The 24,695-nt window shown below is 72.1% G+C and carries 16 protein-coding genes and 1 pseudogene; 9 read left to right on the top strand and 8 right to left on the bottom strand.

Annotation, left to right across the window (positions count from 1 at the left end; genetic code table 11):
- Window positions 1-51 precede the first annotated feature (51 nt).
- The 6 genes and pseudogenes from ABZW30_RS31495 (at window position 52) to ABZW30_RS31470 (ending at window position 6,982) form a co-directional block, all read left to right on the top strand.
- Window positions 52-1,650 carry an FAD-dependent monooxygenase gene (locus tag ABZW30_RS31495; RefSeq protein ID WP_355674624.1) on the top strand — a complete coding sequence of 533 codons (1,599 nt, stop codon included), beginning with the start codon at window positions 52-54 and terminating at the stop codon, window positions 1,648-1,650.
- Window positions 1,647-2,453 (top strand): alpha/beta fold hydrolase, encoded by an 807-nt coding sequence (locus ABZW30_RS31490; protein ID WP_355674623.1) that lies wholly within the window; start codon window positions 1,647-1,649, stop codon window positions 2,451-2,453. Before ABZW30_RS31495 ends, ABZW30_RS31490 begins: the two co-directional genes overlap by 4 nt.
- 13 nt (window positions 2,454-2,466) lie before the next feature.
- On the top strand, window positions 2,467-2,646 hold the full coding sequence (locus ABZW30_RS31485; RefSeq protein ID WP_355674622.1) for a hypothetical protein: 180 nt from the start codon (window positions 2,467-2,469) through the stop codon (window positions 2,644-2,646).
- A 188-nt stretch (window positions 2,647-2,834) separates the two neighbouring features.
- A pseudogene (locus ABZW30_RS31480) lies at window positions 2,835-3,214 on the top strand (transposase); the annotation flags it as partial.
- An 863-nt stretch (window positions 3,215-4,077) separates the two neighbouring features.
- Window positions 4,078-4,656: a sigma-70 family RNA polymerase sigma factor gene (locus tag ABZW30_RS31475; protein ID WP_355674621.1), complete on the top strand. Its 579-nt coding sequence runs from the start codon at window positions 4,078-4,080 to the stop codon at window positions 4,654-4,656.
- Between the two features lie 112 nt (window positions 4,657-4,768).
- Window positions 4,769-6,982 carry an MMPL family transporter gene (locus tag ABZW30_RS31470; protein ID WP_355674620.1) on the top strand — a complete coding sequence of 738 codons (2,214 nt, stop codon included), beginning with the start codon at window positions 4,769-4,771 and terminating at the stop codon, window positions 6,980-6,982.
- A gap of 116 nt (window positions 6,983-7,098) precedes the next feature.
- Here ABZW30_RS31470 and ABZW30_RS31465 read toward each other — a convergent pair whose 3' ends face one another.
- Window positions 7,099-9,897: an AAA family ATPase gene (locus ABZW30_RS31465; protein WP_355674619.1), complete on the bottom strand. Its 2,799-nt coding sequence runs from the start codon at window positions 9,895-9,897 to the stop codon at window positions 7,099-7,101.
- Between the two features lie 194 nt (window positions 9,898-10,091).
- Between ABZW30_RS31465 and ABZW30_RS31460 the strand changes: the two genes are divergently transcribed.
- The 3 genes from ABZW30_RS31460 to ABZW30_RS31450 all read left to right on the top strand — a co-directional run bounded on the left by ABZW30_RS31460 (window position 10,092) and on the right by ABZW30_RS31450 (window position 16,432).
- Entirely contained in the window at window positions 10,092-12,965 is a 2,874-nt protein-coding gene (locus ABZW30_RS31460; protein WP_355674618.1) for a BREX system ATP-binding domain-containing protein, read from the top strand.
- A gap of 32 nt (window positions 12,966-12,997) precedes the next feature.
- Complete coding sequence (locus tag ABZW30_RS31455) at window positions 12,998-14,920, top strand: aminotransferase class V-fold PLP-dependent enzyme (RefSeq protein WP_355674617.1); 1,923 nt, start codon at window positions 12,998-13,000, stop codon at window positions 14,918-14,920.
- A gap of 192 nt (window positions 14,921-15,112) precedes the next feature.
- Entirely contained in the window at window positions 15,113-16,432 is a 1,320-nt protein-coding gene (locus tag ABZW30_RS31450; protein ID WP_355674616.1) for a threonine/serine exporter family protein, read from the top strand.
- Window positions 16,433-16,844: 412 nt separating this feature from the next.
- On the opposite strand, the gene ABZW30_RS31445 is transcribed toward ABZW30_RS31450, so the two are convergent.
- The 7 genes from ABZW30_RS31445 to ABZW30_RS31415 all read right to left on the bottom strand — a co-directional run bounded on the left by ABZW30_RS31445 (window position 16,845) and on the right by ABZW30_RS31415 (window position 23,967).
- The gene (locus ABZW30_RS31445) at window positions 16,845-17,345 is read right to left on the bottom strand and encodes a hypothetical protein (protein ID WP_355674615.1); all 501 of its coding nucleotides are present in this window, start codon (window positions 17,343-17,345) and stop codon (window positions 16,845-16,847) included.
- Window positions 17,342-18,364, bottom strand: coding sequence for an SCO0930 family lipoprotein (locus ABZW30_RS31440; protein ID WP_355674614.1), 1,023 nt, complete (start codon window positions 18,362-18,364; stop codon window positions 17,342-17,344). Before ABZW30_RS31440 ends, ABZW30_RS31445 begins: the two co-directional genes overlap by 4 nt.
- Before the next feature lie 227 nt (window positions 18,365-18,591).
- Window positions 18,592-20,034 carry an NADH-ubiquinone oxidoreductase-F iron-sulfur binding region domain-containing protein gene (locus ABZW30_RS31435; RefSeq protein ID WP_355674613.1) on the bottom strand — a complete coding sequence of 481 codons (1,443 nt, stop codon included), beginning with the start codon at window positions 20,032-20,034 and terminating at the stop codon, window positions 18,592-18,594.
- Complete coding sequence (locus ABZW30_RS31430) at window positions 20,031-20,897, bottom strand: hypothetical protein (protein ID WP_355674612.1); 867 nt, start codon at window positions 20,895-20,897, stop codon at window positions 20,031-20,033. The genes ABZW30_RS31435 and ABZW30_RS31430 overlap by 4 nt, the downstream gene beginning before the upstream one ends.
- Window positions 20,898-21,057: 160 nt before the next feature.
- Window positions 21,058-22,449: a DUF1996 domain-containing protein gene (locus ABZW30_RS31425; RefSeq protein WP_355674662.1), complete on the bottom strand. Its 1,392-nt coding sequence runs from the start codon at window positions 22,447-22,449 to the stop codon at window positions 21,058-21,060.
- An 86-nt stretch (window positions 22,450-22,535) separates the two neighbouring features.
- Window positions 22,536-23,210 (bottom strand): DUF4142 domain-containing protein, encoded by a 675-nt coding sequence (locus ABZW30_RS31420; protein WP_355674611.1) that lies wholly within the window; start codon window positions 23,208-23,210, stop codon window positions 22,536-22,538.
- A gap of 571 nt (window positions 23,211-23,781) precedes the next feature.
- Entirely contained in the window at window positions 23,782-23,967 is a 186-nt protein-coding gene (locus tag ABZW30_RS31415) for a helix-turn-helix domain-containing protein (protein ID WP_355674661.1), read from the bottom strand.
- Window positions 23,968-24,695: the final 728 nt, after the last annotated feature.

Genomic DNA, 24,695 nt, shown 5'->3' with positions numbered 1-24,695 from the left:
TGAAGGCCGACGCGCCCTGCATTCATAGAAGTTTTCCCGAAAGGATTCATGATGTCTGATTCATCCGGCGGCGTTCTCGTCATCGGCGCCGGCCCGACCGGTCTGACCCTCGCCGTCGAACTGCTTTCCCGCGGCGTCCCGGTGCGCGTGGTCGACCGCGCCGAACGTCCGCACCCGCACTCCCGCGCGCTCGTGCTCTGGCCGCGCGCCCTTGAGGTGCTCGACCGGCTCGGGGCCGGAGCGGCCCTGACCGGCCGGTCGATGCCCGTCCACGGCCAGGTCTACTACTCCGGCGGAAGCCGCAAGGCCAGGGTCGACTTCGAACGGCTGGCCGGGTCCCGTTTCACCTCGCCGGTTTCAATCCCGCAACAGGAAACCGAGAAGGTGCTGCGGGAACGGTTTGCGGAACTGGGCGGGCGAATCGAGTTCGGCATCGAATTGGCCGACCTGAAAGATATCGGCGACATGGTCGAGGCGACGCTGGTATCCCGGGGATCAGACCAGGCCGACATCGCCCGGGCCGATTGGCTGGTGGGCTGCGACGGGGCGCACAGCAAGGTCCGCGAACTCATCGGGGTCAGCTTCGAGGGCGCGCCGTACGAGCAGAAGTTCGTACTCACCGACGGAGCCTGCGCCACCTCGCTGGCCCACGACGAGGCCCACCACTTCATGACCGCCACCGGCGTCCTGACCGTCCTGGGGCTGCCCGGAGGCGACTACCGGGTCGTCGCCAGTGCGGCCGCGGACATGAAGATCGACGACCCGGTCGCCTTCGTCCAGGCGGCCGCCGCCGAACGCTGCCCGGTGCCGCTCCAGTTGCTCGGAAAGCAGCGGACCGGGGACTTCCGGGTCCAGCGGCGACTGGCTGGCTCCTTCAAGGTCGGCAGGGTGCTGATCCTCGGCGACGCGGCCCACGTCAACAGCCCGGTCGGCGCCCAGGGGCTCAACACCGGCATCGAGGACGCCCACGGGCTCGGCTGGCGGCTCGCCCAGGTGCAACGAGGCATCCATTCCGACGAGGTGCTGGAGGAATGGGCCGCCGAGCGGCGCCACATGGCCGGCATCGTGGTCGCCGACACCGACCGGCAGACCCGGATGTGGATGCTGACCGGCCGGCGGGCCACCGTCCGCGACCTCGCCCTCGCGGCAGCCCAGCGCACCGGGCTGCTCAACCGCTACATGCCCGCCAGGTTCGCCCAGTTGAGCAACGCCTACCCAAGCGACGGGCCCGGCATCGGCTCGCTGCGGCCCGGCATGCGCCTGCCCGACGTTCGCTTCGAAGGCGGGTGGCTGCGGGACCTGCTGTCGCCCGACGACCTGCTCCTGCTGGTCCTCCCCGCCGACCGGCGAGACCCCGGCCGGCTCGCGTCGGCCCAGCGACTGGTCGCGCGGGTACGGGACCACGCCGCCTCCAGCCCGGTCGGGATCCGTCCGGTCGTCCTGTCCCGGCGGGAGGCCGCCACCGACCCCGCGGACTCCACCGGCGCGGCACACTCCGCGCTGGGCGCCAGGGAACCGAGCGTCATCCTGGTCCGTCCGGACGGGATCATCGCGCTGGCCTGCCGGTTCGACGATCCCCGGATCGCCCGCCGGATCCGGGAGCTGGCCCCCGCCCGGCGCACGCCACGACTGTCGGCCGACCCAGTATGACCCTCCTCCACGCCGACACCACCCGCGCTCCGGGCCCCCGGGATGCGACCCACCGGGTCGTGCTGGTGCACCACGCCGGCGGCTCTGACGTGGAGTACCGGCGGTGGGCCCGGCACTTCCCGCCCGAGTGGGACGTCTTGGCCGTCGGACTGCCCGGCCGGGGCGGTTCCCGCGGAGCACCGGTCGTGCGCACCATCGCGGAGCTGAGCGACCGGCTCGTCGCCGAACTCTCCTCGCTGCCCGACCGGCCACTCGCCCTGTTCGGCCACAGCATGGGTGCGCTGGTCTGCTACGACCTGGCCCGCACCCTGATCGCCCACGGCCTGCCTGCGCCGCTGTGGCTCGGCGTCTCCGCACACCCCGGCCCCGCCCACCACGTCGGCGGCCGGGCCGACCCGACCGCCCTGCCCAGCGAGGAACTGCGGGCGCTGGTCAGCGAGTGGGGCGGGCTGGAGCCCCGCCTCCTCGCCGACGACACCCTCTGGTCCTTCGTCGAGCCTCCCCTGCGCCAGGACCTGGACCTGGTGGCCTCCTGGTCGCGGGACCGGCTCGGTGCCCCGCTGCCCGTCGCCCTGACCGCCTTCTGCGGCTCCGCGGACCGCCTCGCCCGTCCGGCCCAGGCCGCCAGCTGGGCCGAGCACACCGACCACTTCCTCGGCCTCAGAGTGCGGACCGGGGGCCACTTCTACTTCCGCGGCGACATCCGGACCGTCATCGACCAGATCGTGTTCGAGATCCGCTCAGCCGCCCGGCACAACGCAGTCCGCCAGTCCCGCCGACACCCCAGAAGCCGATCAGCGTGAAGGAACGATCAGCGTGAAGGAACGAACCGCCGCAACCCTCCGCCACACGGACGGGGACCGCCCCGTCCCCGACGTCCTCAGCGTCGACCCCTACGGCGAACTCGTACGGCTCGGCCTGCTGCCCGGAACCCGCACCGGCGCCCACCTCGCCGCACCGGAGGCTCCGCGCGCCGAACGGCTCCCACCCGAGTAGCCGCGCCGCTTCGCCGACCACGCAATCTCGCCTGCTGGCCGGGGATGCGGCGGATGGGACCGCCGAGTTTTCCGAGCAGTTACCGAGAGGCTCCGGGCGCTGGAAAAGGCCAGTTCAGAAGGTATCTGACCTGGCCCCAGTTCGGTGCGCCTCCAGGAGCTCAAACCCTGAACCCACGGATTGCGGTGATCGACGGCTCGCACCGCCAGGCCCGCCGCGGCGGCCCAGAACGGGACCGAGCCCGGTCGACCGCGCCCGACCGGGTTCGCAGCACCACGTGATCACAGACGTCCGGGGCACACCGCTGGCCATCACGCTGACCGGCGGCAACCGCCACGACGTCACCCAGCTCCTGCCGCTCCCGGACGCGATCCCCCACATTCACGGCAGGACCGGCCGTCCGCGCCACCGGACCCGGCAGCTGTTCGCCGAGGGCGGCTACGACTTCGACAAGTACCGCCGCCGCCTGTGGAAGCGGGGCATCAAGCCGGGCATCGCCCGCCGAGGCGCGCCGCACGGCTCCGGCCTCGGAGCCGTGCGGCAGGTCGTCGAGCGGCCCAACGCCTGGAATGTGAGAGGTAGGCCCCAACGCACGCCGAAGGCCGCTTCCTCGCGAAGGAGAAAACGGCCTCCGACCTGCGACTTTGGAGCGAACTCCGGTCGGGACGACAGGATTTGAACCGGCGACCCCTTGCCCCCCAGCGGCCGAAGGGCGTGACGGTCCGTCCACTCAGTCCGGAACCCGCAGGTCAGGGCCTGTCACGTCCGCCGCACAGGACGCCTGATACCACCCCATGACACGCAATCCGTGAGAGGCGTGTGAGAGGCAGTGAACAACCAGGGCTTCGAGAGCGATTTGCCTCACCGCCCTCTTGCAGGACTCACTCAGGCTGCCTGAACGCCCTCTTCGTTTCGCCAAGTCCGTTGGCTGTCCTACGCCCGAGTCCCCTTGTCCTCCATCGAGGGAAGCCAGGGCGAGGCGGCCACCCGGTCCGCCACGGCCCGGTTCGGCTCTGACGGGTCCACGCCCACCACGGCCCATCGGTTCATCGCCGGCACTTCCCCCGCACCGCGTCGTCCGGCCCCGCCCTCAGGCTGTGCCGCTCACCGGAGGAGCACCCGCCCACCCGACCGTGGCGACAGGCCTGCCGCGTAGTCCGGCGCCGCGCCCGGCCCGGCCTGAGTGCGCGGATGCACCAGATATCCGCCAGTCGACACAAAAGCGCAGGTCAGACGGCTTGTGCCGGGGAGTCGCCGGGTGCTGCCGGTGTAGCCGATGCCAAGCCCGACCGCCCCGGCCGTGTCCCCACCTGCCAACCGGCCGACTGCCCAGGCGTGCCCGGCTGGCGGATGTTTCCCTCTTTTCCGCCATGCAAACCTCGATCGTCGGCACGACCGGCACAACTCCCTGATCGACGCGCGAGGACCTTCATGAGAACGCTCACCCACAACAGGCCCACGCGGGTGAACGGCTCCCCGGCCGTCCGGGCCCGGATGTCCGAGGTCGCGTTTCGCCGACTGAGCGCCATGCACCGCCCCGCGGTCCTCTCCTACCTCGCCAAGCGCACCTTCGGGGATCCGCAGCTGGCCGAGGACCTCACGCAGGAGACCTTCCTCCGCGCGTTGCACCATCCCGAGGTGCTGTCGTCCGACCACCAGAGCGCGCTGCCATGGCTCTACCGGGTGGCCGGGAACCTGCTCATCGATCACCTGCGCTCGCGCCGGTACCGGCCCGTCGAGGTCGGCTTCGACGCCCCCGACACGCTCTTCGACGAAAGCGCGGCCACGAACGAGATCGACCTGCTCCTGACGGCCTGGTCGGTTCGCTCGGCGCTGGCGTCCCTGAGCGATCAGCACCGCGCCGTGGTCACACAGGTCTACTTCGAGGACCGCTCCATCAACGCCGCGGCCGAGATCCTCGGCGTGCCTCCAGGCACCGTCAAGTCCCGCTGCCACTACGCGCTTCGCTCGCTTCGGACGACCCTGCGAGAGCACCGATCGGTCGCATGACCGACCCGGCGCGATACGTACGGCCCGCCGGTGGGCATCGGGAACGCACGCCGCCGTGCCGAGAACCACGCCTGCCCACACCCGCTTTCGGCTGCCCCCACGGAGGCCCCGCATGACGACGACCGACCACCCGCACGCGCTGCACCACGACCCGGTGCACCACCCTCCCCGCCCGACGAAGGGCGGGCGTGATGAGCGCCTTCATCCCGAACGGAGCGGCCCGCCGGGTCTCCTGGGCCGTCTCGGTCTCTGGGCTGCCGGCCGCCTGCGGCTGGTCGCCGCGCTCTGGCTCGTCGTGGTCGCCGGGCTCGGTGCCTTCGCCCCGCAGGTGACGTCCGCGCTGGCCGGCGCGGGCTGGCAGGCCAACGGTTCGGAGTCGGTCCGCGTTCGTGAGCTCGCCGAGCGGCACTTCGACGGCAACACCTCCTCGGCTCTCCAGGTCGTGGTCGCCGCCGACCGGCCGGTGGCCGATCCCGTCGTTCAGCAGGTCGTCGATCGGGCGATGGCGCTGCTGAGGGCCGACCCGCGCATCAGCACGGTGGTGCCACCCCAACCCGGCGCCACGATCAGCCCCGACGGGCGCACCGCGGTCGTGCTGGCCGGCGCGAAGGCCGACACCAACGCCATGGTCCGTGCGGCGGACGACCTCAAGGGTCCGCTCGGGGCGCTGTCCGGAGGTGGTGTCCGGGTGAGCGCCACGGGCGCCTCCGTCCTGTGGAGCGACTTCAACGCCGCCAACCACGACGCGATGATGCGCTCGGAGATGCTGTCGTGGCCGGTGACCCTCGCGATCCTGGTGCTGGCCTTCGGCTCGCTGGTCGCCGCCGGGCTCCCGCTGCTGCTGACCATGGCGGGACTGGCGGCCTCGGCGGGTGCGCTGGTGCTGCTCAACCACCTGACACCGACGTCCATCTGGGCGATGAACTTCGCGATGATGTTCGCCCTCGCCCTGGGTATCGACTACGCCTTGTTCATCGTCGTGCGGTTCCGTGGGGCGCTCGCCCGACACGGCGCCGCCCGACACGCCGTCGGCGAGACCATGGACACTGCCGGCAAGGCCGTCGCGCTGTCCGGCGCCACCGTCCTGGTCAGCCTTTCCGCGGTTCTGCTCGTCCCGTCACCCGCGTTCCGGTCCATGGCGCTGGGCATCATGATCGCGGTCGCGTTCGTCCTGGCCGCGACCCTGACGCTGTTGCCGGCGGTCCTCGGAAGCCTCGGCCTCCGGGTCAACGCGGCGCCCCTGCCGTTCACCCGTCCCGCGGACCCCGCCGGCTCGCCTCGCTTCGCCGGCTGGGCCGAACGTCTGTGGGCGCGCCCCCTGCGGTACGGCGTCCCGGCTCTCGTCGCCCTGCTGGCACTCGCGGTGCCCGTGATCGGGCTGCGGACCGCCATGCCGTCCGTCACCGTCATCCCCGCGGACTCCTCCGCGCGGACGGGCTACGTCGCCGTTCAGAAGGCGTTCGGCCCCGGGGCTCCCGGCGCCCTCCAGATCGTGACGCCGATCTCCCGGGCCGAGACCGCCGCCGCGGTCCTCAAGAGCAACCCCGGGATCACGGCCGTGATGCCGGCGACGAACGCGGCCGACGGTTCCGACCTCGCGCTCCTCCAGGCCGTCCCGGCCGCCGACCCCGCGGACCCCGCCCTGAGGACGACCGTCGCCGAACTGCGCGGGCACCTGCCCCAGCAGACGCTGGTCGGCGGCGCCGCGGTCGAGAACCTCGACCTGCAGGACGTCCTGAACGCCAAGACCCCCCTGGTCGTCGGAGTCATCCTGACGCTCGGATTCGTCCTGCTCCTGCTCGCCCTGCAAGCCCCACTGGTCGCGCTGATCGGCACCGTCACCAACCTGCTCGCCACCACGGCCGCCTTCGGCGCCGCCCGTCTCGTCTTCCAGGACGGGCACGGGGCAGGACTGATCGGCTTCACCCCGCAGGGCTTCCTCGACGGGTGGGCACCGGTCTTCTTCTTCGCCATGATCTTCGCGATCGCGATGGACTACACCGTCTTCCTCCTCGCCTCGGCCAAGGAACACTACGAGCGCAGCGGCGACCCCCGCACGGCCATGGTCGCCTCGCTCACCCACTCGGGCCGGGTCGTCTTCGCGGCCGCCGCCGTCATGGTCGCCGTGTTCTTCACCTTCGCCCTCTCCGGCCCGCTGCCCCCGAAGGAGATGGGCATCGTCCTGGGCCTGGCCGTGCTGCTCGACGCCGTCCTCGTCCGGCTGGTCCTGCTGCCCGTCCTGCTCCGGCTGACCGGCCGTGCCGCATGGTGGACCCCGGCCTGGCTCGGCAGGATCCTGCCGACCCTCCGCTTCTCCCACGACTGACGCGGATCAGGGCCGCGGCCGAGACCCGGCGGGACAGGAAGACGATCCCGCGGGCCTTGCACGGTGCACGCCGATCCGCCCCCCGGTAGGGACGGATCGGCGCCCGGCCCCGCTGCTCACCGAGGTCGTCGCAACGTCGCCGTCACGGCGAGCCCCACCCGCGAGGACTCGCCGAGCTTCGCCATGATGCGCGACACGTGCACCTGCACCGTCCGGCGGGACATGTACAGGCGCTCGGAGATCTGCGGGTTGGAACAGCCTTCCGCGATCATGGTCAGCACGGTGCGCTCGGTCGCGTTCAGGGCGTCCCAGCCCAGCTCACTCCTGGCGACCGTCCGTCGGTTCCTGACGGTGATCCCCTCCGCCCGCAGGCGCTGCCGGGTGCGGCGGGCGTCCCACGAGGCGCCGAGTGCGAGATAGCCGTCGACGGCTTCGGCCGAGGCGGCGGTGGCTCGGGCCGACAAGCCGGCGCGGGCCGACAGCACCGCTTCGTTCTCGCGGGCGAACGCCGCGAACAGCGGGCGCCCCGCCGTGTCGTACGCCGTGGCGGATTCAGCGAGCAACGAGCCGTCCGCGTCGGCCAGCCCCCGGCAGAGCGCGGCGGTGCCGAGCTTGTTCGGGGACGGCTGGAAGTCGGCCATCTCCTCAGCGTGCGCGGCGAGCGCGGCCAGCCGGTCCGAGCGGCCCAGGCCGAAGGCCATCCGGGCGGCGTCCGGGAAGAGGTGATCGAGGTTCACCACCGTGCGCAGTCCTCCTGACGCCCACAGGTACGACTCAAGGAGGTCGAAGGCTCGCGCGCCGTCGCCTTCGGCGTCCAGCACCAGGGCCCGAGCCCACCAGTGCAGGAACTCCGTGTGGGAGCGCGCGGGCCGGGCTTCGGATGCGTTCACCACGGCGTCGGTGTGTTCGGACCGCTGGTCGCGGCGCACCTCGATCAGCGCCGCGACCGCGTGCAGATCGGGGCCGATGTCCAGGGGGTCGATGGAGTCCAGGCCGCTCTGGACGGCGACCAGGGCGTCGTCCCAGTTTCCGCGCAGGAACTCGACCTTGGCGATGGCGCACTGGTACCCGGCCAGCAGCGCCACACCGGCCCGCTCGCTCTCGCGCGCGCCCGTGCGCAGGTGCTCGTGGGCCTCCGTCAGGCGGTCCAGGTCAGCCAGGCAGTAGGCCCGGGCCAGGTGCGGGGAGAGCTGGAAATCGGAGGAGATCCCCGTCGCCCCGAGATTGTCGAGGGCCTCAGTGGTGAGGGCGAGGGCCTCCTCGACCCGCCTGGTGACCACCAGGACCGCCGCCTGGGTCGTGAGACCGTACGCCGTCGCGAAGCCGTCGCCGCTCTCCTGCCCGTTCCGCACCGCCAGGAGAGCGGCGGCCTCCGACTCCTCCATGCGGCTCATGAAGTGGAGCGCCTGCGCCTGAACAGCGTGGAACCGGGCCACCTGGTTCTGCGGGAGGCCCTCCAGGGCGAGCGCCGAACGGACCTCCGCCACCGTGTCGTCCAGTCGCCCCTGCTCCATGAGGGCCTGCGCGAGCCACCCGCGCACGGTACCCGCACGATCGATCGGGAGGGACCGTGCGAGTGCGGCTCTGGCTGCGTGTTCGGCCTCCGCCGGCAGACCGGCCCAGAGCAGTGCCCGGGCGAGTTCGACGTCCGAGTCCCGGAAGTCGTCGCCCGCGGTGGCGGTGGCACGGCGCAACAGCTCGACCGCGAGCGCCGGCGCCCGGACCAGGAGCGGATCCAGCGACTCGCGCAGCCACGCCACGTCCCGTCGGCTGGGCGGCCCGGCCTCCAGCACGTGCTCCGCGACACGCTCGACGGGCGCGCCCGCCTCGGCCAGCGAGACCCCGATCTGCTCGTGCAGAGCCGTCCGGACCGCTTGGGAATGGCTCTGCACCACGGCCCGTCGGATCAGGTCGTGCCGAAACGCCAGCCCGCTCCCACGCTCCTCCAGCACTCCCGCCGCGAGCGCCTCCACCACCGGCTCCACCAGGTCGGTGGCCGGGAGCTGGAGGACGGCGGTCATCTCGGCCGCGCTGAAGGCGCGGCCGAGCAGTGCCACCACGCGGAGCATCTCGCGGGTCGGCGCACTCAGGGTTTCGAGCCGGTGGAGGACCGTGGCACTCAGCGAAGCCGGTACGAGGGGTGTCTGCGCGCCGATCTCGGCGGTCGATCCCCGGAGCTCGATGCGGCCCGTGCCCGACAGGTCCCTGATCAGCTCCGTCACGTAGAGCGGATTGCCGGCCGCGCCCGCGACCAGGGACCGCAGCCGGTCGCCCGGAAGGCCGCCGGCGAGGTCGGCGACCAGGGCGGCGACCCCGGCGTCGGCGAGGGGAGCGAGATCGGTCGTCGGGACGCCGGACTCCTCCAAGTCGCGCAGCAGCCCGGCAATGGCGGCACCGTCCGGTGCGGGACGGCACGTGACCAGTACGAGGAGTGGCAGCTGGTCCAACGCGCGTGCCAGGCGACGGATGACGGCCAAGCTGGCCGGGTCCGCCCAGTGCAGGTCGTCCACCAGCAAGGCCAGCGGCTCGGCCGAGCACCAGTCGTCCAGCGTCGAGAGGATGGCCTCGGCGATCAGGAACTCCTGACCGACGGCCCCCGCCGGTGCGCTGACCCGCTCGTCGCCCCGTAGCAGCCTGCGAATCCGGGCGACCCCGGGGTGTTCCGCGGCCCCCACGTCGAGGCACTCGCTCAGCACGGCGAACGGCAGCGACCGGTCGATCTCACCGGCCTCACCGCGCAGGACCGTGATCCCGGCGGACCGGCACAGGGCATCGGCGAGGTCGAGCACGGCCGACTTCCCGATGCCCGGCTCACCACGGATCACCATCGCCTGGCCCGTGCCCGCCGCCAGTTGTCGAACCATGAGCTCAAGGCGCGTCCGCTCGGTTTCACGGCCCTGCACCGTCACCGCCATCCAGCTTCACTTTCCCCGTCGCCCGGCCATCACAGCTGCTCAGCGCCTCGGGCCGGCGCTCGCCGGGCCACCCCGGTACCGGACAAAGTATCCCAGACCGTCGGCGGACACCCGGACTCCGGGAACGGAGGCTCGGGACCAGCCGACATCTCGCCGGTGCATCGTCGACGATCGCCGATGCGATAATCCCGCGAATGAGAACCACCCGGGCGGGAGCGGCGCCGATCGGTCGGAGGACCGAGTCGTCGCAGCTCGACGAGGTACTGTCCAGAGCCGCAGCCGGCCAGGGACGCGCCGTCCTGATCCGGGGTGAAGCCGGGAGTGGAAAGTCCACCCTGCTGGGAGCCTGCGCCGACCACGCCACGGAATCGGGCTTCGCCGTGCTCCGGGGTACGGCGAACGAGTCGGAGCGGTACTTCCCCCTGGGGACGTTCCTGGACCTCCTGGAACGGGACCAGTCGTGCTCCGGGCAACTGCGGGCGGAGTACCGGGCCGCGGTGGCGGCCCCGGCACTGCGCACGGCCGCCGGCATGACGGATCCGGTGTCGGCTGCGGCCGAGCGGCTGTTCCAGGTGGTGGAACGGCAGTGCGCGACGAGCCCGGTCCTCGTCGTGGTGGACGATCTCCAGTGGGCGGACGAGACCTCGGCGGCGCTCTGGACGCGCCTGGCCCACCATGCCGAACGGTTTCCGCTCGTGGTGGCGGCAGCCGTCACGCCCGGCACCGGAGGGGAAGCCGAGGCCGCCGCGGCGAAGGCACTACGACACTGCGGCGGTCTCATCGTGGATCTGGAGCCGCTGGTCCCGGACGAGGTGTCGGCCCTCGCGGCCCGTCAGCTGGGCGGCCCGGTGGGGCCGGCCCTGCTGGAGGCACTCGGCGGGGCCGGTGGCAATCCGCTCCACCTCACCGAGATGCTGGCCCTGCTGCACCGCCAGGGCGCGCTGACGAGGGGGCCGCACGGGTTCGAGGTCGCACCCGACCACGGCGACCTCTCGCTCGGGACGGCGATCACCGACCGTCTCCAGCGGCTGTCCGCCGAGCTGCGCGCGGTCCTGCGGATCGCCGCCGTACTGGGCGCCGAGTTCCGGCCGGCCGATCTCGCCGCGGTGTCGCGCCGTCCGCTCGTCACCCTCGTTCCGGTGCTTGAGGAAGCCCTCGCCGGGGCGGTGCTGGACTCGGCCGGAGAACGGCTCAGGTTCCGTCACCAGCTGATCTGGCAGGCGCTCGTGGCGAGCACCCCGACGGCTCTGCGCGGGGCGCTGCACCGCCAGACGGCGGAGGCGCTCGACCTGACCGGTGCACCACTCGACCAGGTGGCCGGGCACGTGACCCAGGCCACCTCCGCGGCCACGGACCCCTGGCTGCACGGATGGGTGGCGCGCCACGCCCGCGAACTGGTCACCCGCTCGCCGGCCACCGCCCTGGAGATCCTGACCCGAGCCGACGCCGGGGCCGGTCGGGAAGCCGACCGGACCGGCCTGTGGCTGTGCATGGCCGAGGCGCTCAACGCACTGGGCCGGCCCCACGAGGCCGAGGTGATCGCGCGTCGGCTGCTGGCCGCGCCCTCCATCGAACCCGAGGCCGCGGCCGAGGCCTCCTGGCTGCTCGGCGAGGCGCTGTACGCCCGGTCGCCGACCGGCACCGGGGCTCGGGAGGCCGCGGAGCTGGTGGCCTCCGCCACCAGGATCGACGGCATCAGCGAGCGGTCCAGGGCGCGGCTGCAGGCCGAGGGCTCCCTCTACTTGTTCCGGTCGGACCGGCTCGACGAGGCCGCCGAGGCGGCGGTCGACGCGGTGGCCGTGGGTGGCCGCTCGGGTGAGGCCTTCGCCGTCGCCTACGCCACCTGGATGCGGACGGTGATCGCCCGGGCCCGGGACGGCGACCTCGACGGCGCCGTGGACCTGAGCGAGCGCGGCCTGGCCCTGTCCGTGGACGGCGCGCAGCCCCGGGTCGAGCGGCTGCTCCGGACCCAGCGACTCGTGATCGCCGGCCTCCGGGACCGGATCCCCGAGGCCGAGACGGAGATCACCGAACTTCGCCGCCTCGGCGAAAGCCCCCGGACGCACGGTCAGCACTCGGCGGTCGCGATCGCCGCCCATCTCTTCCGCACCGGGCAGTGGGACGAGGCACTCGCCGAGATCGAGCACCTGGCCGCGTCCGAGCACCTCGCCGGGGAGGGGCTCCCGCCCACCGCCGTCCACGTACACGGCCTGGCCGCGTTGGTGGCCGGCCTTCGGGATGACACCTCCGCGTCCGAGGCACGGCTGCGGCTCCTGCGGGACCACCCGTTGCGCACTCCCGCCGACCCCGGAGCCGCACAGTGGCTCGCGATGGCGCGTTCGATCGCCGCGGAACGTGCCGGGCGGCCGGACCAGGCACTGGCGGCTCTACTGCCCGCCCTCGACCGGCAGATCGCGACGGAACCGGAGGACCGGTTCGCCTGGCTGCCGGCCGTCGTCCGGCTGGCGCTGGCGGTCGGTGACCGCGCGACCGCCGAACACGCCGCCGCAACCCCGGCCACCGGCACCGTTTCGTCCCGAGCGCCCGGCGTCGCCTACCGGGAGCACACCGCCGAGCACGCCGCCGGATTGCTTGCGGCCGATCCGGCGCCGCTGCTGGCCGCCGCCGACTACTACGCGGCGTCCTCCCGTCCACTGCGACGGGCGAACGCCCTGGAGGACGCGGCCGAGCTGCTGGCCCGGCAGGGGCGTGCGGCGGACGCCAGGCGCCGACTGGACGAAGCGGCGGCCGTCTACACCGGACTCGGCGCCACCTGGGGGCTCCGGCGCGCGCAGGCCCGGCTGCGCGCGGCCGGGCTGCGCCTCGGCGCGCGCGGCCCCCGGCCCCGGGCCGCCTCCGGCTGGCAGAGCCTGACACCGACGGAGCTGCGCGTCGCCCAGGGGATCGCCGACGGCGGCTCCAATCCGGAGATCGCCGCCGAGTTGATGCTCTCCACCCGGACGGTCCAGACGCACGTCTCCCACATCCTCGCCAAGCTCTCCTTCCGGTCGCGGGTCGAGATCGCCGCCGAGGCCGCCCGGCAGAGCCGTGTCGGCCTGGAGGCCTGACGAGCGCGGGAAACACGCCGAGCGCGGCATCCGTGACCAGCGTCACGTTGAACCTTCGACCGAACACCGTCGTAAGGCCTTGCGTGGAAAAGAGCACTGTCATCACGGCCTTCAGGAAACCGTTCGGGCTGATCGGCCGGTCCCGCCGAAACAAGCCGGGCATGCGTCAGGACGCCTCGGGCGGGAGCAAGGCGACCGGACGCACGGCTGCCGACCGGTCGGACGCACAGGCACCGTCGGGCGCTGCCATGGCGCGCCTGACCCGAATCCGGCGCGGCCTCATCGGTGACGGCGACGTGCTGCCGGGCCCCTACGGGCCGCGGCGCATCACCTACGCCGACTACACGGCCTCCGGGCGTTCGCTGGACTTCATCGAGGACTGGCTCCGCGCGACGGTCCTCCCCCAGTACGCCAACACCCACACGGAGAGCTCCGCCACCGGTCTGCAGACATCCAGCCTGCGCGAGGACGCTCGCCGGCTCATCCACCGCGCGGTCGGCGGCACCGACGACCACGTCGTGCTCTTCTGCGGTTCGGGGACCACAGCCGCCGTGAACAAACTCGTCGGCCTTCTGGAACTGCAGAGCCCCGTCGGGCTGGCCAGACAACACGGTCCGGCGCACGCCATTGCAGCGCATCAGCGGCCGGTCGTCTTCGTCGGCCCCTACGAACATCACTCGAACGAACTGCCCTGGCGGGAATCGATCGCCGATGTCGTGGTCATCAAGATGGATTCGAACGGCCAGATCGACGAGGACGATCTGCGTACCCAACTCGGCCGCCACGCGGACCGGCCACTCCGCATCGGCAGCTTCTCGGCAGCCTCCAACGTGACCGGCATCCTCACCGACACCGACCGCATCGCCTCCCTGTTGCACGCTCACGGAGCCCTGTCCTTCTGGGACTTCGCGACCGCGGGGCCATACGTGCCGATCCGTGTCACCGAGTCGGCACCAGGCCGCATCGATCACAAGGACGCCGTCTTCCTGTCACCCCACAAGTTCGTCGGAGGCCCGCAGTCTCCGGGAGTGCTCATCGTTCGGCGGAGCCTCGTCCGCAATCGGGTACCCACCATGCCGGGCGGCGGCACCGTGGCCTTCGTGGATCCCCAGCATCAGTACTACCTCGACGACGTGGTCGCCCGGGAAGAAGGCGGCACGCCGGCCATCGTCGAGTCGATCCGCGCCGGCCTCGCCTTCGGGGTCAAGGAGATGGTCGGTACCGAGCTGATCCACGCCAGGGAGGAGCGATCCTGGAACGCGGTCCTGGCCCGCTGGCAGAACAACCCGAACATCGTCATCCTCGGCGCCACCCACGTGCCACGCCTACCGATCGTCTCGTTCCTGATCCGACACGGCGACCGCTATCTTCACCACAACTTCGTGGTCGCACTGCTCAACGATCTGTTCGGCATCCAGGCCCGCGGCGGCTGCTCCTGCGCCGGCCCGTACGGGCACCGTCTGCTGAGGATCGACGACGACCATTCGGCGGCACTGCGCGACGAGATCGTCACACACGGCCACGAAGGCATCAAGCCCGGCTGGACGCGAGTCAGCTTTCCGTACTTCATGTCCGACACGGTCCGGGACTTCATCATCGACGCGGTCGATTTCATAGCCACGGACGGTCATCGCCTGCTTCCCGACTACCGCTTCACTCCGGGCGCCGGCCTCTGGCGCCACGAGGGCGGCCCGGTGGAAGCCCCGTTGAGCCTGGCCGACTTCCGCTTCTACACCCTGGACGGCCCCGACTGGAACCGCGCCGACAGGCCGGCCCGCCACGGCGAGAAGTCCCTGGCGGGCTACCTCGCCCACGCACGTCGCCTCGTCGCCGAACGTCCCAGAGGCGTCACCGAAGGCCACCTCGACCTTCCTGAAGGCTTCGAGGCCCTCCGTCACTTCCCCATCGCCGAGGCCTGCTTGCAGACACACCCCGATGGCACGGAAGCCCGCTGAACCAGTGGGTGGGCCTGCTCGCCGAACCGGACATCGCCGGGGGCCGGACGAGGCGACGGCGCGAGGCCAGGCCGAACCGATCAACGCCGCCGTCCGCGGCCTGCCGATCGACTTCCTTGTGACCGGCGACCGGCAGAGCGCCGAATACGGATTCCAGCCGCTCCTGCGGCTCCTCGACGAGAACACGACCCGATGACCACCACGTACGAGCCCCTGACCGTCCGCCAGTTCGCCCGCCGTACCACCCCGGCGAACGAGGACGCCGGCGAACGTCTGCTACTCGCCCTGCGCACCGGTGAACTGCTGCTGGCCGGCGGCGCGCCGGCGGCCGACGTCGTGGCGACGACGACCGCGATGGCGGCAGCCCTGGGACTGCACGGCTGCGCGGCGGACGTCACCGCCGGCTCCCTCTCGCTGTCCTACCGCAGCGGGCCGCGAGCGGTACCCCTGACCGAGATCCGGGTTGTGCGCACCGTTGCCCTCGACTACTCGCGCATCGATGCCGTCCACCGCCTCGTCGAACAGGTCGGGCGGGGCCCCCTGGACGTCCGTGGCGTGCGGTCCCGCCTGGCGCAGATCGAGGCTGCCCGACCGGCCCACCCCGCCTGGCAGGTCACCCTGGCCTGGGCGGCCCTGGGCGGCTTCTTCACCGTGATGCTGGGCGGCGGGCCGACGGCGTTCGCCGCCGCCGCCGCAGTGGCCGCCTTCATCGATCGCGCCAACCACCACCTGTCGCACCGCGGCGTGCCCGGCTTCCACCAGGTGGTCCTGGGGGGAGCCGTGGCCACCGCCACGGCGACGGCGCTCTTCCTCACCGACGCGACCACCCAGGCACCGCTCGTCGTCGCGGGCGGCATCGCGATGCTGCTGCCGGGCCTGGCTTTCGTCAGCGGAGTGCAGGACGCCATAGCCGGGTACCTGGTCACCGCCGCGGCACGCGCCCTGGAAGCGGCGATGACCGTCGCCGCGATCGTCGCCGGCGTGGGAGCGGTCCTCTACACAGCGGTGCGCTCCGGGCTGCGGGCCCCACAGGTCCAGCCGGGCGACTTCGCCCTGCACGGCTGGGCCGCACTCCTCCTGGAGATCCCGGCCGCGATGATGGTCTGCGTCTGCCTGGCCTTCTGCCTCCAGGCGACCCGGTGGAACCTGCTCACCGCCGGCCTGGCCGGCGCCCTGGCCTGGACCGTCTACCTGGTGCTCTGGCAGGAGTACCGCCTCCCGCCGCCACTGGCCGCGGCGGTCGCGGCCACCCTCGTCGGCCTCGGCACCCAGGCCCTCGCACACCGCACCAACACCCCGGCCCTGCTGCTCACCGTCGCGGGCATCGCACCGCTCGCCCCCGGTTACACCATCTACCAGGGCATGCTCTGCCTCAGCCACGGCCAACTCGCCCCCGGTCTCCTGACCATCGGCCAAGCCGCGGCCATCGGCCTGGCCATCGCAGGTGGCCTCACACTCGGTTACACCACCGCCGACCAGCTCGCCCCCAGATCCGTACACCGGCACTCGTAAACGCCCACAAGCCGTGATCCGAGTGGAAGGCCGTGCCTGCGGACGCACATCGCCGATGCCGCCGCCGCGCACTTGATCGATGGCAGATGCGTCAAGTGCGGACCCTCTGACCAGAATCGCCGAACCAGCTTGGCGGCGGCCGGACTGGTGCCGCCGAGGGCGAAGAAGTCGCCGTCGCCGCCGACCGGGGTGCCGAGCAGGGTCTGCCACTGCTCGGCGAGCCGGCCGGCGATGCCGCTCGGGCGCCCGAGGTCAGCAGCGTGAGGCAATCTCGGAGCCCTGTGCGGGGACTGGGCGCCCCCGGGGACGCCCGGACTGCGACGGCGGTGGCGAGCCACGGAGACTTCCGCGGCCCAGGGCCGGGGAGTCCCGTGGCGCCGCCACCGCCCGATCGATCAAACGCTCGCCAGGGTCAGCCGGCCCCTGACGGATCGTGGCCGGTGTGATCGCCGTGATCGGCGTGCCCGGTGTGGTCGGCGCCGCTGGTGATGACCCCGCCCAGCTTCGCGTGCAGGAGGTCCGCCGTGGTGTCGGACAGGACGACCACCCACCGGTCACCCACCAGGTACGACCCTCCGTACGCCTCGGCCTCCGACGTCCAGGCCGTCTGGGCCCCGCTGGTCGGGAAGGTGGCGATCCAGACCTCGTTTTCGCCGAGGGTGCACAGCCCCTGGCGGAGGTCCGTGGTGTCGGCGGTGATGTCGGCCGTGCAGCCGATCCGCTGGGCCAGGTCCTCCACCGAGGCCCGGGCGGCGTGGGCCGACGTCTGCGGCGAGGCGAGCAGCCCTGCTGCCCCGCCGAGCAGTTCGACGACGCCCAGGACGAGCAGGACGGTCAGCGCGAGCCACTGGAGCGCGCGACGGACGGTCCGCTGCGGCCGGACGGCCGCCACGGTGGAGTCCCCGGCCGTCACTTACCGGTCACCGGCTTCCCCGCGGGGTTGATCGCCGACCACAGGTTGTCCTTGCCGTTCCCGTTGGCGTCACCGGGGGCCTTGTCACCCGTGTAGGTGTAGACGGGCTTGCAGTTGACGGACAGCTGCCAGGTGCCGTCGGGGCGCTGCATCTTGCCGATCAGCTTCGGGTTCACGCCCTTGACCTGGGTCGGGTCGACGGCGGGCGCCGGCTTCCAGGTCATCGCGCACTGGCCCTCGCAGAGGGAACGCATCGGCCAGGACGGGTCCTTGGCGTACTGGTACAGCGTCATGCCCTGCGCGTCCACGACGATCGGGCCGAGCTGCGGCTGGGTGGTCACGGAGACCTGGGCTCCACCCGGGGCGGGCTGCGGCGCCGCACTGGTCGGCATCTCCGACGGGTAGGCCGACGCACCGGGGGCCGGGGCGGCCGCCTTCTTGCCGTCGGGCGCCACGGCGAACCAGACGCCGCCGACGCCCTGGCCCTTGGTGTCGCCGGCCGCGGTGTCCTGCGCGTAGCGGTAGACCGGCCAGCCACCCAGCGTCAGCTGCTTCGATCCGTCGGCCCGCGTGACCTCGCCGATCGCGCCGGCGTCGATCCCGCTGCCCGCGGTCGTGCCCTCCTTGGTGACCGGCGGCCAGGTCTTGGCGCAGCCGTCGTTGCAGTTGGACATCGGGGGCTTGGCGGTGTCCTTGTCGAACCGGTAGAGGGTGAAGCCCTGGCCGTCGGTGACCACCATGCCGAGCTTGGCGTCGTTGCGCACGGTCAGCGCTCCCCCGGCCTGGCCCCCGCCCGCCGGCGCGCCGCCGGATTGACCGCCGGCGGACGGCGACGCGCTGCCACCGCCGTAGGAGTCGTAGGATCCGGCCGGCGCGGCGTCCTGCGCGCCCACCAGCTGACCGGTGCCCGACCCGGACGGCGTCTTCGCGCTGCTGCTCATGCTGCCCATCAGGGCCATCACCACGAGCCCGACCAGCAGGATGCAGAGCCCCACCAGTCCGTATCGCTTCGTCAACATGTTCCTTGCCTTTCCATCGGTGGAATCTGGCCTTCCGTGGATGTGTGCGTCCCCGGTGATCCGGTCCGGCGTCGAACGCCGGTCCGCGGACCCGGGATGGGGGTTTCAGGGTCGATAGCCCTCCGGAACCTCTCGATCGGCCCGCCGCCCCGACGGGCGCCCCGGGCCGCACGGGCCGCACGGGCCACGCTCGGGAAGGAGCGGCAGCGCCCGGAGCCGCGCCGGCCTCACTGGATCCGCAGCGCGAGCGCGGGACAACGGTCGACGGCTCGCGCCGCCTGGGAGAGCAGCTTCGCGGGTACGGGCATCACGCCCGCGGCGGGGAACCCGTCCGCCCCCAGCCGGATGACGTCGGGCAGGACACCGGTGCACAGGCCGTGGGCCTCGCAGAGCGTCCAGTCGACCACGATGGTGCCGGCGCTCTCGACCTCCGGCAGCGGCAGGACGTCCTGCGAGGGTCGCCCGCAGCCACCCTGGTACGTGTGCATGACCAGGTCGTCGTCGAACACGGCCAGGGACGAGGCCACGAAACGGGCGGCGGCGTCGGGGTGGCTGCACGCACCCCGCCCGGTGACCGCCCGCATCCCGGCCTGCACCCGGTCGAACGCGCGCTGGCCACCGCCGCGCACCAGGTCCTCCAGGGACCCGGTCAGGTCGGGGAGCCCCAGGTAGCAGGGCCCGCACTGGCCGGCCGTCTCGTCCGCCATCCAGCGGGAGATCCGGACGACCTCCCACAGCGGACAGGTCGTCTCCGGCAGCGGCAGGATCGCCCCGGCACCCAGCGCCCCTCCGAGGCGCTGGAAGGACTGTCGGGACACCACGGCCGAACGGGCGGCCTCGGGGGTCAGCCACTTGCCGTGGTAGCCGCCGACCAGGACCCCCTGCCCGACGTCCAGGCCGCACGCCGCCAGGACGGTCTCCAGCGGCACTCCGGTGGGGGTCTCCACCACGGTCGAGCCGGCGATCGTCAGCAGCACCGTGCCGGGTTCCTCGGGGGTGCCGATCTCCCGGAAGGGCAGCGCGCCCCACCGGGCCGCCACCGCGAGCTGGGCGTACGTCTCGGCGTTGGACAGCAGCGTGGGGGCTCCCCCGACACCGCTGTCGCTGGTGCGCACGCCGCCTCCCCGGGGCAGGGCGATCCCGTTGGTGATGCCGCGGGCGAGGGCGCTCCCCTCGCCCGTGACGAACCGCTCGGGCAGCCGCACCACCGTCACCGGCGGCTTCACCGACCTCCGTTCGGCCAGCGCCCGGCGCAGGGACTCCTCGGTGTCGGTCCGCGTGACGCCGATCGCCACCTGTTCCGCGTTCAGCGCGGCGGCCGCGATCAGCGCACCGTCCACCACGAGGTGCGGGGTGCGCAGGAGCAGCGTGGTGTCCTTCAGGCAACTCGGTTCTCCTTCCGTTCCGTTGACGACCACGACCGGACTGGTGCGGCGCCGGGCGACCGCCTTGACGACCGCCCTGAGCTTGCGGGCGAAGGGGAATCCGGCACCTCCCCGGCCGCGCAGGTCCACGTTCTCGGCCAGTTCGGCCAGCTCCTCCGCGCGCAGTGCCGGCAGCTGGCCGTGGACCACGAGGTGGGAGCGGTAGTCGACCCGGTCCAGGCTCTCCAGGCCGGCGAAGAGGACCGGCCGGCCGAACCAGATGACGGGCGGGGGGAGGCCGCTCACCTGTCCTGCCGCCCGCGTCCGGGTCCGATGCCGGCCAGGCCCGGCCCGGCGGCCATGGCCTGCCCCGCGGCCACCGGCAGGCGCGGGACGGTGACCTCGGGGCCGGCGGCCTCCGGCGGGAGCGGCCGGGCGGGGGCCCTGCGCGGGCCGCTGCGGTCCTGGAGGACCAGCCTGAGCGTGAGCGCGACGATCACGCCCACGACGGCCACGCCGTACAGCAGCACCACCCAGGAGGCCGCGAGCCGCCCCGATTGCAGCCCGTGGACCAGGCCCGCGCCCCAGGCCGGGTACGAGCCGAGGTGGATGGCCCTCCAGCGGCGCGCGTCACCCGAGCGGGCGAGCCTTCCGCGGGCCGCCCCGGCGAGCGCCACCGCGGGGAACAGGTAGCCGGCAACGGTGCCCAGTCCCAGGACCACCGGTCGGGCCGGGTCGGCGAACGGCACGAAGGCCGCGAGCGCGCCGATCTGTCCCACGACCAGCTTCATCCACACGTGCAGGACCAGGAAGACGACGCCGGCGACGCCCATCGCACGGTGGACGGTCTGCGCGACGAGCCGGTGGACCGGGCTCAGGATCAGCCGGTCGGTCGCCACCAGCCCCCACAGGACCGCGGAGGTGAACGACACGAGTGCGAGCACCCCGACGGCGTACGTCAGGAACGACTGCAGTCTGGGGTCGACCACGACGGCCGTCACGCCCAGGCCCGCCGCCAGCGGCGGCAGGAACGACCACGGGCTCGGCCGCCTGCGACCACCCTCCGCGGGCTGGGCGCCCTCGGCCGCCGCGCGCGCCCGACCGGCCCGCTCGACGCCCCGCGGTACCGGGCCGAACCGCCGTGACCGCCGCCTCTGCCCTCTCACCATTGCTGAGCCCTCCGGCCTCGTCCTGAACCTGCTGTCGAATCGGATGTCGGGGTCCCGGCGCCGGCGGCGCGGGGGTCGCGATCGCCGCCCCGTTCCGGCCGGGCCCGCCCGTTGCTCTCCTGGAGCCGACCCTGCACGGGTCGGCCCCGGAAGGGGTGGGTCACTGGCAGCGACGCCCCTGGTTGATGCAACTGACCATCTGGTCCAGCAGGCCCTGGTTCATGTTGTTGACGAAGTCACCGTGATCGGTGATCGGGTTGTGGAGCTGTTCGGGGAAGCTGTCGACGGCGAACCGGACCCCGGCCGGCACGTCGTAGGTGATGCGCTGCGTCAGTTGCGGGATCACCTTGAAGTTCTTCGGGCACGCGCCCGACTTGTCGGAGAACGCCGTGTGGGTCCGGTGGTTGGCGCTGTCGATGTTCTTGCCGTCCCAGCAGTCCGGGAACTTCAGCGTCCGGACGACCCTGCTCCCCTGCGGGCAGATCGGGTACTTGTCGACGACCTGGCGGTTCTCGAAGCCCGTGCAGCTCCACGACGCATGGGCGTTCGCCGGCCCGTTGGTGAAGGCCTTGGCGTCGCCGGTGATGATGCGCATGAAGCGCTTCATCGGCTGGACGGGGTTCCCGACGCTGGAGGTGTACGTGATGTCCGCCTCGGCCGGCTGCAGGATCCGTCCCACGTTCTTGTCCTTGCCACCACCGGGCGCCTTGGCGTCCTTCTCGTTGGTGCCGTCGAAGACGCGCAGGACGGGCCAGTAGTAGGCCGACCCGTCGCCGTTGGTGCACGTGGTGCCCGAGGCGGCGAGTTTGTTGTTGGAGGCGAACGCGTCCGTTGCCACGTTCCCCACGTAGTCGTGCATGTGGTGCGCGCCGTTGCTCACACCGGGGGCGACGATCACGTTGTCGGGGTTGAGGTGGCGGTTCTCGTTGCGCCCGCACTGGGACGTGAAGGAGCCGGTGGCCGACCCCTTCTTGACGGGCGCCGGGACGTTCGGGGACACGCTCTTGATGTCGACGAACCCCTTCTTGGGGAAGGACTTCACCTGCGCGGCCGCCTGGGTCTGGGCGACGGCGCCGCCCACGCCGTCGGCACTGAACCCCTTGGCCGCGTCCTGAGCCACCAGGTCGTGCCTGACCGTGCACTTCGCCATGCCCGAGAGGTCCTTCGGCAGACCGGAGTCCGGACCGGCGCCGTCCGCCAGCTTCTTCAGGGTGTCCGTGCGCTTGTTGGCGAGATCGCCCATGACGCGGTTCTCGTTGTCGCCCGGGGCGGGCGCGGACAGTCGGTTGTACGCGTCCGCCACCTGGACGTCGAGCTCGGCGAGGTTCTTGTCGACCGCGTCCTGGGACGCTTCCGGCACCTCGTTCAGGGCCACGCTGGCGTCGGCGCAGGCGACGGTGCCGAGCTGTGGGGACGCCGACGGCTCGCTCGGGGGACGCTGGCCGGCGAAGGCCACCGCCGCGACCGTCCCCGCCGCGCCGGCGCCCAGGATCACCGCCGACAGCAGGGCACCGGCCCTTCGCTTCGACGTGCCGCGTTTATGAGACTTCATGTACTTCAACACTCCTCAGACGGGATCGGGCCTGCCTGGCAGGCCACGGACAGCCTTCATCCGGGTCGTCGCCCAGCGGGTCGCGCCTAGTAGTGGGTCGATCCGGCGGGCGCCGGCGTGGCGCTCGCGGACGGAGCGACCGAACCGGTCGGCAGCGGGGCGAGCTTGTCGAACTTGACGAGTCCGGTGCCCTCCAGGACGTTCATGTGGTCGAGCACCGTGCCGTTGGCCGTGGTCGCCAGATCCCGGACCGTGGAGTTCTGGGTGCTTGCGCGCACCTGGGCCACGACCGCGAACACCTGCCCGTGGGCGCTGCGCAGGATGTTCGCGAATTGCTCGTCGAAATCCGCGCCCTGCGCGGCATCCAACTGCTTGAGCCAGCCCTGCTGCTGTGCCGAGGGCTCGCTGGGCACTTCCAGGTTCAGGGTCTGGTCGGCGGTCAACACCGCCTTGTCGAGGTCGGTGTGACCTTGGACCAGGTGCTGGCCGGCCATCTTGACCTCGGGGCTGGTGCCCTTCGCGAGGGCCATCCGGCCTGCGGGAATCTCCCACAGTCCGGCCAGCCGAACCCGCTTGACGAAGTCACGGTCTTGGGCGGTGAGCGGCCCGGTGGGCGTCTGCGTCACTCCTTGGTCCTCGCTCACCGGCGCGCTGCGATAGGCACCGGCCGACTTCGCCACCGGGTACACCAGGGCCGCCGCGGTGAGGATCATCGCGACGACGATCAGGAGGGTGGCGAACGACCTCGGAAGACGACTCACCCGAGGGAGTCCGTAGGCGGCCGCGACCGTTCCCGGTCCGCGCTTCTTCCGCATGGATGACATAGGGCTCTTCCTCTATTGCACCCGGAGGTCAGGGCCGTGGGGAACCCACGGGAACCGGTCCGGGTGGGCCTTGATGGTCCGCGCGGTGATGACCCACGCGCAACGGTCCACGGACGGCGCGGCCGACGAGGGGATGATGCGGCAGCACGGGACGGCTGCCACGATGGGACGGTCCGGCTCCGAACGCTTGGCGTCGCCCCGGAAGGGATCACGACCAGGCCCACCGACGGAACCACAGCGGGATCAACGGTTGGATCGCCGACGGCACGAGGGACGGCGTCACGGACGGTGTGACGGGCTTGATCGCGGACAGCATCACCGGCGGCCGCGGTCCGGCCCGGTCAGGGCGAGGACGGTCCCGGGGTGGGGCGCACCGCGTGCCGTGCGTCGTCGGTGAGGGATCGGTCAGCGTCAGCGGGCCGGCCTCAACGCCCGTTCGTCCGGATGTTCCGCTGGGGCCCTGTCGCCTGGAGCAGAGACCGAATCCCCCGCTGCGGCGCAGGCACGACTACTCGGACGTCATGATCTCGATCTTCAACGCCGGCAGGAGCTCGAACCTGGCCCGGAGGTCGCGCAGACCGCTGCCGAAGATCTTCTCCAGGATGCGCAGCCGGTTCCGTACAGCCAGCGGGTGGATGCGGAGCAGGCGGGCGGTCGGGAGCGTGCCGCTGCCCGTCAACCGGGCCGGCGACATCTCCTCCACCCACTCCCCCTGCTACAGCGTCATGTCGGCCAGGCATCCGAGCCACTTGGCCGAGAGGTGACCCGCCAGCAGCGGGTCCTGGAACAGCACGGATGACGTTCATCTGTCGGTGCCTCCGTATTTCGCGGTGGTTGAGGTGTCTGCGCGCCGGCACGGAGTGGTGCCCAGCCTTCTTCCGGGTACGCGCGAAGAGGCCGGATCGGCTCACGAGTTGCCCTGGTCCGCGACCTGGCGAGAACGAACATAGACGGTTTTCGGCGCGTGGAGCGCTCTCCAGCCCGAACTTCCGACTCCGCTAAGGAATGCCTCATGTCGCGCTTCACCAGGCACTCGAAGCGGGGCGGTGGTCCTTGGCCGCCTGTGCGCCGCGCTGAACCTCGCTGTACGCCGCGACCTGGTGGTGCGCAACGTCGCCCAGCACGTCACGATCGCCGCAGTGAACTTCTTCACTGCGGCTCACCTCGTCCGAGTCGGTTCCCTGCCGTCTCCGGATGAGCGGGTTCGGGCTGCTACTTGAGCGATTGGCCCTGGCGTCCGGTGGTCATCAGACCTGTTCCAGCGGGTACCCCTGGGCCAGAGCGGCCTTTCGGAAGCCGGCGAGCCGATCGGCGGGGACGGCGAAATGGGGCTCTTCTGCTCCATCTGTGGGTCGCTGAGGAGCGCCTGACGCAGTACACGCCGTCCCCTGTGCAGATCTTGAGGTGTCGAGACTCAGGATC

The sequence above is a fragment of the Kitasatospora sp. NPDC004669 genome (assembly GCF_040609455.1).
In the GTDB taxonomy this organism is placed as follows: domain Bacteria; phylum Actinomycetota; class Actinomycetes; order Streptomycetales; family Streptomycetaceae; genus Kitasatospora.
Note: the sequence above shows the minus strand (reverse complement) of the source record. Positions and strands in the feature narration are given on the sequence as shown.

Excerpts from the sequence above, each read along its gene's own strand:
- ABZW30_RS31430 (WP_355674612.1), bottom strand. The coding sequence starts at position 20,897 with ATGGTGAGAGGGCAGAGGCGGCGGTCACGGCGGTTCGGCCCGGTACCG.
- ABZW30_RS31490 (WP_355674623.1), top strand. The coding sequence starts at position 1,647 with ATGACCCTCCTCCACGCCGACACCACCCGCGCTCCGGGCCCCCGGGAT.
- ABZW30_RS31470 (WP_355674620.1), top strand. The coding sequence starts at position 4,769 with ATGACGACGACCGACCACCCGCACGCGCTGCACCACGACCCGGTGCAC.
- ABZW30_RS31450 (WP_355674616.1), top strand. The coding sequence starts at position 15,113 with ATGACCACCACGTACGAGCCCCTGACCGTCCGCCAGTTCGCCCGCCGT.
- ABZW30_RS31495 (WP_355674624.1), top strand. The coding sequence starts at position 52 with ATGTCTGATTCATCCGGCGGCGTTCTCGTCATCGGCGCCGGCCCGACC.
- ABZW30_RS31425 (WP_355674662.1), bottom strand. The coding sequence starts at position 22,449 with ATGAAGTCTCATAAACGCGGCACGTCGAAGCGAAGGGCCGGTGCCCTG.
- ABZW30_RS31460 (WP_355674618.1), top strand. The coding sequence starts at position 10,092 with ATGAGAACCACCCGGGCGGGAGCGGCGCCGATCGGTCGGAGGACCGAG.
- ABZW30_RS31440 (WP_355674614.1), bottom strand. The coding sequence starts at position 18,364 with ATGTTGACGAAGCGATACGGACTGGTGGGGCTCTGCATCCTGCTGGTC.
- ABZW30_RS31415 (WP_355674661.1), bottom strand. The coding sequence starts at position 23,967 with ATGTCGCCGGCCCGGTTGACGGGCAGCGGCACGCTCCCGACCGCCCGC.
- ABZW30_RS31465 (WP_355674619.1), bottom strand. The coding sequence starts at position 9,897 with ATGGCGGTGACGGTGCAGGGCCGTGAAACCGAGCGGACGCGCCTTGAG.
- ABZW30_RS31475 (WP_355674621.1), top strand. The coding sequence starts at position 4,078 with ATGAGAACGCTCACCCACAACAGGCCCACGCGGGTGAACGGCTCCCCG.